We start from the raw sequence: 6,823 nt of genomic DNA, 5'->3' as shown, positions 1-6,823 counted from the left end.
GGGCACACCGAGCCTAGGCGAGGTGCCGAGTGGTGGGGCATAAAGCGTTTTGGTTACTTTTGCGCTTCTCAAAAGTGACCCGCCGTAAGGGCGGAACCCTAAGTAGCCGTTACCGCAGCAATGGATATACACACGGTACCCCTAGGTAAATCTCCACGAGATTTCCGAGGATACCGGTCAAGTGTTGTGATCGATATCCAACTTGCTGAACGTCACCTTCCCACCTTCGCTGGTATAGCCACTGTTGTCCTGCACGTACACGCCAGCCTTGAAGTACAACGGCTTGACCTTCCATTTGGAACTGATGGTGGTGTACCAGCTACGACCCGCCGCAGTAATACCCAGGTCACCCGTACGATCGAGGTGGAGCCGGTAACTGAAGGACTGAGCCAGCTTCACGCCGGTCGCGACGGTGACAACCCGACCCTCATCGTCATCGGGGCGCATGCGGACCTTGGCAACGATGTTGCCAGTCTTGCCGTCATCCTTGTACTGGTATTCCAGTTTCACCAAGGGCTTGCTGCTGTCCTTGGCATGAATCTGCCCGATCACGATCTTGCCGCTGCTGGGCACCTGGTTGACCACCAGGGTCGCGCTCAATTTATTGTCGGCGTCAGGGTAGACCCAGTTGCGCAAGGTGCCGTCCTTGTAGGTTTCCCGTAATTCACTGCGCGGGTAGATCGCGTTTTCGGTCTTGGTGCCGGTGACAGGCGACCAGAAGTACACCGTGCTGCCTTCTGAGTTGAAGTACTTATCCTTGAACCCATCCACCAGTCGAGGCGTTTCGATGGTTTTCGGTGGGCTGCCCTCGGGGATGCTCAAGTTCCAGGTTGCAAGATCGACCATGTTCGGATCCTTTCTGTGCAAGAAATGATTTACGCCACAGCCGGAGGCTCTAGGACGCGCTTTTTACAGACGCCAGGCGTGAGCGCGGTAGAACGCTCGTGCGTTTTTCCGGCGGGGGGTTGGCGTCAACAGTCCGTCAGAGTTGCGTTTGCCGGTTTGGTGCCCGAAACAGATGACCGTTAGTCGGCTAATAGGAATTTTCCGGGAACATGGCGATATGGCATCTGTCTATGGCGCCCTGTTGTGGGGCGTCAAGTAGTGGATAGGGAGGTTTTTGTCGCACGAGGCAAGCAGCGTCCCTGCTGCTATGGCGCCACGAGAGGCGCAATCACAGGTTGTGATCGATATCCAGCATGCTGAAGGTCACTTTCCCGCCTTCGGTGACGTAGCCGGTGTTGTCTTGCACATACACACCGGCCTTGAAATAGAGCGGTTTGACTTTCCAGCTCGGATCAATGGTGGTCCGCCAGTTGTAACCGGCCGCAGTAATGCCCAGCGCGCCCTTCGGGCTCAAGTGGATCATGTAGGAAAAGCTACGGTTAAGCGTGACACCCGTGGCGATAGTGATGACCTGGCCCGTTTCGTCGTCCGGACGCATGCGCACCTTGGCGACAATATTGCCGGTGGAACTGTAGGTTTTGTATTGGTATTCCAGTTTCACCATCGGGTTGGTGCTGTCTTTGGTGTGGATCTGGCCGATCACGATCTTGCCGGTGCTGGGCACCTGGTTGACGGTCACGGTAGCGCGCAAGGTGTTATCCGCCGCCGGGTAAAGCCAATTGCGCAGGGTGCCGTCGGGATAGGTTTCGCGCAGTTCGCTGCGCGGATAAATCGCGTTGGCCGTCTTGGTACCGGTCACGGGCGCCCAGAAGAACACGGTGCCGGTTTCGGCGTTGAAGTATTGGTCCTTGAACCCTTGTACCAATCGAGGGGTTTCGATGGTCATTGCGGGGCTGCCCTCGGGAATGCTCAAGTTCCAGGTTGCGAGATCGATCATGTCCAGGTCCTGCGTGTCGAGATGTAAAGGTGGATGCCGTAGCGGGAGGCTTTAAACCGCCCTTTTGAAGCGTTTCGGAACGCTGGACTGGGCTTTTTTTTGTTGACCGTTCGGCAAATGTTTGACGTCAATTGTTCGTCGGTGAGGTCTTTGCAGGTTCTGTGCCTGAAGAGGGTGACCGTTAGTCGGCTATTTCGGGCTTTGTCTGGGTGATGGCGTGATGACACCTACTGCTTTTCAAAATCCCGGTCTAGAGTGAGGGGACAGTATTTGTCCGCTTTGCTACGTAAAAACGGACGTGGCGCCCGATAAGAGAAGCAGCATGGAATGCGCGCAACCAACGCCCGGCGAAGACACCTCTGTCCTTTTGATTGTTGATGATTACCCTGAAAACCTGCTCAGCATGAGTGCTCTGTTGCAGCGGCAGGATTGGCGGGTGATGACTGCGTCCTCGGGGGTCGAGGCGCTTAACCTGCTGCTCGAACACGACATCGATCTGGTTCTGCTGGATGTGCAGATGCCTGACATGAACGGTTTCGAAGTCGCGCGGCTGATGCGTGGCAGCCAGCGCACGCGGCTCACGCCGATCATTTTCCTGACCGCCAACGAGCAATCCCAGGACGCGGTCATCAAGGGCTACGCCAGTGGCGCGGTGGACTACCTGTTCAAGCCCTTCGATCCGCAAATCCTCAAGCCCAAGGTCCAGGCATTGCTCGAGCACCAGCGCAATCGCCGGGCCTTGCAGCGCCTGAGCCAGGATCTCGAAGCGGCCAGGGCCTTCAACGCCTCGGTGCTGGACAACGCCGCCGAAGGCATCCTGGTGGTGGATGAGAATGGGTGTATCCGCTTCGCCAACCCGTCGACCTGCCGTTTGCTCAATGCCACCGCCGACCAGTTGCAGGGGATGCCGTTCCTGGATTTCCTGCAGAAACCCCATATTCCCGAGTGGGCCGATTCCGATATCCATAACGCCTATCGGCGCGGTGAAACCTGGCGACTGCATGACGCGGTGCTGCGCACGGCGCCCGGCCAGCAGGTGTCGGTGGCCTTGTCCTGCGCGCCGCTGCCCTCGGAGCAGAAGGCGATGGTGGTGACGCTGCAGGACATGTCCGTGGTTCGCCACTTGCACCAGCAGCTCGAATACCAGGCCGTCACGGACCCGCTGACTGGCTTGCTCAACCGTCGGGGCTTCTACCAGACCGCGGAAAACCTGTTGATGCGCAGCGAGCGGCTGGAAAGCAACTGGGTGTTGCTGTACCTGGACCTCGACGGCTTCAAGCGGGTCAATGATTCGCTGGGGCACGACGCTGGTGACCGGGTCTTGCGCTGGGTGTCGGAGCAGTTGAAGGCATGCCTGCGCCCCTTCGATATCCTGGCGCGGCTGGGCGGTGACGAGTTCACGGCCTTGCTGGACCTGGAGTTTCCCGAACAGGCGGCCAAGATCGCGGAGAAACTCATCGAGCGTGTCGCGATCTGCCAGCAGATCGAAGGCATGGACGTGGCGCTCGGCGCCAGCATCGGCATCGCGACGTACCCGGACTGTGGCGCCAACCTCGATGGCTTGCTACGGGCCTCCGACATCGCCATGTACGAAGCCAAGCGTGCCGGTCGCCAGCAATACCGTTTCTACGACCATGAAATGAACGGTCGAGCCCGTTCACGGCTGATGCTGGAAGAGAGCGTGCGCTCGGCCATCGAGAACCGCGATTTCAATTTGGTCTACCAGCCGCAGGTGAGCATCGTCGACGGGCGGATCCGTGGGTTCGAGGCGCTGTTGCGCTGGCAGCATCCAAGTGTTGGCGATGTGCCGCCGGGCCTGTTCCTGCCGTTGCTGGAAGAGGCGCGATTGATCAGTCGGCTGGGCAGTTGGATTTATCATCGCAGCGCGGCCCAGCGCAAAGTCTGGGAGCGCTTGTTCGCTGACGACCTGGTGTTGGGGGTGAGCCTGAGCAGCACTCAGTTCGGCATGCCGAACCTGGTGACCGAGTTGCGCCAGGTCCTGGAACGCCACGCCTTGAAGCCTCGGCAGTTGGAGGTCGAGGTGACCGAGGATGCGTTGATGCGCAATCCCGATGAAACCCAAAAGCAATTGCGGCTGCTGCGCCAGCTCGGGGTGCGCGTGGCGTTGGATGACTTCGGTTCGGGCCCGTGTTCGCTGACGCATCTGCGTGACCTTGAACTCGATACCCTCAAGCTGGATCGACACTTGATCGCCCGTCTGCCAGGGTCGCCCCGGGACGCCGCGTTGGCCGCCTCGGTCATCGACCTGTGTACGCAGTTGGGCTTGCGGGTCATCGCCGAAGGGGTGGAAACCCGCGAGCAGTATTTGTGGCTACACGCCCACGGCTGTGAGTTCGTGCAGGGGTTCCTGGTGGCGCGTCCGCTGATGGCCGAAGACACCGCTACCTTCGCCACGCCCTTCGACTGGAGCGCAGTGCAGACCTGAATTCGCTACACTGGCGGCCTCTTGTGACTGTGTTGCCACCGATGACCGCACTCAAATACCTCCAGGCCTACCCCGCCGCCCTGCAAGCCCAAGTGCAGCAATTGATCGCCCAGGATCGCCTGGGCGATTACCTGCAACAGCGCTACCCGGGTCGGCATCCGATCCAGAGCGACAAGGCCCTGTACGGTTATGCGCTGGACCTCAAGCAGCAATACCTGCGTAACGCGCCGGCCATCGACAAGGTGTTGTTCGACAATCGCCTGGACCTGACCCACCGCGCCCTCGGCCTGCACACCGCGGTGTCGCGGGTGCAGGGCGGCAAGCTCAAGGCCAAGAAGGAAATCCGCATCGCGGCGCTGTTCAAGGACGCGGCGCCCGAGTTCCTGAAGATGATCGTGGTGCACGAGTTGGCCCACTTCAAGGAGTCGGACCACAACAAGGCCTTCTACCAACTCTGCGAACACATGCTGCCGGGCTATCACCAACTGGAATTCGACCTGCGGGTGTACCTGACCTGGCGTGACCTGCAACCTCACAAGGACTGACCGGATGGACGTGAGCAAGACCAAGACCAGTTTCTACCGTCGCCTGTACGTGGCCTACCTGATCGACAGCGGCGCGGCCAGCAACGTCCCGGCGCTCACTGACGTCACCGGCATGCCGCGACGCACTGCCCAGGACACGGTCGCGGCGCTGGCGGACCTGGATATCGTGTGTGAGTTCGAACAAGAGGAGGGCGCTCGCAACCACGCCGGGCGTTATCGGATTCGCGACTGGGGGGCGATTGACCGGGGGTGGATCGAGGCGAATCTGCCGCGGATCAAGGCAGTGTTGGAATACCCGTAGGCGCTGCGTAGGAGCTGTCGAGCGAAGCGAGGCTGCGATCTTGCCCCAGACAATTGAGTCCTGAGCGAAAGATCAAGGTCAAAAGATCGCAGCCTTCGGCAGCTCCTACGGCCGATGCATACCGATGTGTGGAATCCCGTCCTCCAGGTATTCCACCCCCACCGCTTCGAACCCGTACCGCCCGTAGTACCCCTGCAAATGCGCCTGGGCCGACAATGAGATCGATGTGCCGGGCCAATGTTTCTCGGCCTGCTTGAGCGCTTGTTCCATCAGCGTGTGGCCCAGCCCCTGGCCGCGTGCCTGGGGGGCGATGATCACACGCCCGATCACTACGTCGCTGTTCTGCGAGTGCGGGTCGAGCAAGCGCAGGTAGGCCATCAGATGGTTGTCGTGCCAGGCCATCAGGTGGCAGGTGTCGCCCTCCAGGTCCAGTCCGTCGACGTCCGGGTAGGCGCAGTTCTGCTCGACGACGAACACGTCGGAGCGCAATTTGAGGATGGCATACAGCTGTTCCTTGCTCAGGTCACTGTGATGTTTGCAGACCCACTCGATAACCATTTTTTGAATTTCCTGAAGAACCTGCTGCCGATATTAAGCGTGGTTGGCTCGGAAGTCTCTTGCTCGCGCGACAGGAAAATCTGTGACAAAGACCAAAATGCCATCATTCCTTTGTCGCGGTGCTGTCGTCTTTGTGTAATCTTCGTGACAGCCCTGCGCTGCGGTTCCAATGAGCTAATGTTAGGACCGGGTGTCCGAGGATGCCTGTTGAGTTTCGGCTAAAAACAAACCGGGCTTTGAACCCGTCAAGGACGTTTGGCATGCCGCGATTGCATCGAACTCTTGCATTGATCGGGTTGCTGTTGCTGAGCTACGAGGCTTGCGCGCAGAAGTTGCGCCTGGTCGCCGATGCCTGGCCGCCCTTTACCGATTCCACCTTGATCAATGGCGGCCTGGCGACCGATATCGTCAGCACCGCCCTGGCGCGGGCCGGCTATGCCACGGACTTCGAACAGGTGCCCTGGGCCCGGGCGATGCTGGGCATCGGCGAGGGCCGCTATGACGTGCTGATCAACGCCTGGTACAGCGAGGAGCGTACCCATATAGGCCGGTTCTCGGCGGAATACCTGATCAACCGCGTGCTCTTCATCAAGCGCAAGGACGAGGCGATCCAGTTCGACAGCCTGCAACAGCTGCGTGCCTATCCCATCGCTGTCGTGCGCGGTTATGCCTATTCCAAAGACTTCGATGAAGACCCGCAAATGCAGAAAATCCCGGTGCATAACTTCGCCATGGCGGTGCGCATGCTGGCTGCCGACCGCGTGAAGTTGACCCTGGAAGACGAGTTCGTCGCCCGCTATTACCTGACCCGCGAATCGCCCAAGGTGCGCAGCGCCGTGGAGTTCCTGCCCAAGCCCTTGAGCGAAAACAGCCTGCACATCCTGGTCAGCCTGAAGAACCCGGAGCATGAGCAGATTGTGGCCGGGTTCGATCGGGAGATCGCGGCGATGAAGGCGGATGGGAGTTATGAGCGGTTATTGAAGGCGCATGGGATGTAAGGTGTCTGGGCTGGCCCCATCGCGAGCTCGCCCCCACATTTGGAATGCCTCCCCCTGTGGATAGACGACATCCCCCTGTGGGTGGACGACATTCCCCTGTGGGAGCCGAGCTTGCTCGCGATGGGGTCAGCC

Annotated in this window: 7 protein-coding genes; 4 read left to right on the top strand and 3 right to left on the bottom strand. The window is 59.7% G+C overall.

The annotated features are described in order from the left end of the window. Window positions 1-177: 177 nt before the first annotated feature. Window positions 178-846: a polysaccharide lyase family 7 protein gene (locus BLU85_RS20450; RefSeq protein WP_092202850.1), complete on the bottom strand. Its 669-nt coding sequence runs from the start codon at window positions 844-846 to the stop codon at window positions 178-180. A 328-nt stretch (window positions 847-1,174) separates the two neighbouring features. Continuing rightward, window positions 1,175-1,843, bottom strand: a complete 669-nt coding sequence (locus tag BLU85_RS20445) for a polysaccharide lyase family 7 protein (RefSeq protein WP_092202848.1) — start codon at window positions 1,841-1,843, stop codon at window positions 1,175-1,177. A gap of 322 nt (window positions 1,844-2,165) precedes the next feature. Between BLU85_RS20445 and BLU85_RS20440 the strand changes: the two genes are divergently transcribed. From BLU85_RS20440 to BLU85_RS20430, 3 genes are read left to right on the top strand one after another with little or no spacing between them, the layout of a single operon-like run. Then, window positions 2,166-4,289 (top strand): putative bifunctional diguanylate cyclase/phosphodiesterase, encoded by a 2,124-nt coding sequence (locus tag BLU85_RS20440; RefSeq protein WP_092202846.1) that lies wholly within the window; start codon window positions 2,166-2,168, stop codon window positions 4,287-4,289. A 41-nt stretch (window positions 4,290-4,330) separates the two neighbouring features. Then, the gene (locus BLU85_RS20435) at window positions 4,331-4,834 is read left to right on the top strand and encodes a M48 metallopeptidase family protein (RefSeq protein ID WP_092202844.1); all 504 of its coding nucleotides are present in this window, start codon (window positions 4,331-4,333) and stop codon (window positions 4,832-4,834) included. Window positions 4,835-4,838: 4 nt separating this feature from the next. After that, entirely contained in the window at window positions 4,839-5,135 is a 297-nt protein-coding gene (locus tag BLU85_RS20430) for a winged helix-turn-helix domain-containing protein (protein WP_092202842.1), read from the top strand. A 105-nt stretch (window positions 5,136-5,240) separates the two neighbouring features. Here the strand turns inward: BLU85_RS20430 and BLU85_RS20425 are convergent, their stop codons facing one another. Continuing rightward, window positions 5,241-5,693, bottom strand: coding sequence for a GNAT family N-acetyltransferase (locus tag BLU85_RS20425; RefSeq protein WP_092202840.1), 453 nt, complete (start codon window positions 5,691-5,693; stop codon window positions 5,241-5,243). A gap of 260 nt (window positions 5,694-5,953) precedes the next feature. Between BLU85_RS20425 and BLU85_RS20420 the strand changes: the two genes are divergently transcribed. Next, entirely contained in the window at window positions 5,954-6,691 is a 738-nt protein-coding gene (locus tag BLU85_RS20420; protein WP_092202838.1) for a substrate-binding periplasmic protein, read from the top strand. Window positions 6,692-6,823: the final 132 nt, after the last annotated feature.

The sequence above is a fragment of the Pseudomonas sp. NFACC14 genome (genome assembly GCF_900106885.1).
In the GTDB taxonomy this organism is placed as follows: domain Bacteria; phylum Pseudomonadota; class Gammaproteobacteria; order Pseudomonadales; family Pseudomonadaceae; genus Aquipseudomonas; species Aquipseudomonas fluorescens_AA.
The sequence above is the reverse complement of the archived record's forward strand: the minus strand, read 5'-3'. Positions and strand labels throughout refer to the sequence as shown.

Bases quoted from the DNA above. Each gene is read 5' to 3' on its own strand.
- BLU85_RS20450 (WP_092202850.1), bottom strand. From the start codon at position 846: ATGGTCGATCTTGCAACCTGGAACTTGAGCATCCCCGAGGGCAGCCCA.
- BLU85_RS20445 (WP_092202848.1), bottom strand. From the start codon at position 1,843: ATGATCGATCTCGCAACCTGGAACTTGAGCATTCCCGAGGGCAGCCCC.
- BLU85_RS20440 (WP_092202846.1), top strand. From the start codon at position 2,166: ATGGAATGCGCGCAACCAACGCCCGGCGAAGACACCTCTGTCCTTTTG.
- BLU85_RS20435 (WP_092202844.1), top strand. From the start codon at position 4,331: ATGACCGCACTCAAATACCTCCAGGCCTACCCCGCCGCCCTGCAAGCC.
- BLU85_RS20430 (WP_092202842.1), top strand. From the start codon at position 4,839: ATGGACGTGAGCAAGACCAAGACCAGTTTCTACCGTCGCCTGTACGTG.
- BLU85_RS20425 (WP_092202840.1), bottom strand. From the start codon at position 5,693: ATGGTTATCGAGTGGGTCTGCAAACATCACAGTGACCTGAGCAAGGAA.
- BLU85_RS20420 (WP_092202838.1), top strand. From the start codon at position 5,954: ATGCCGCGATTGCATCGAACTCTTGCATTGATCGGGTTGCTGTTGCTG.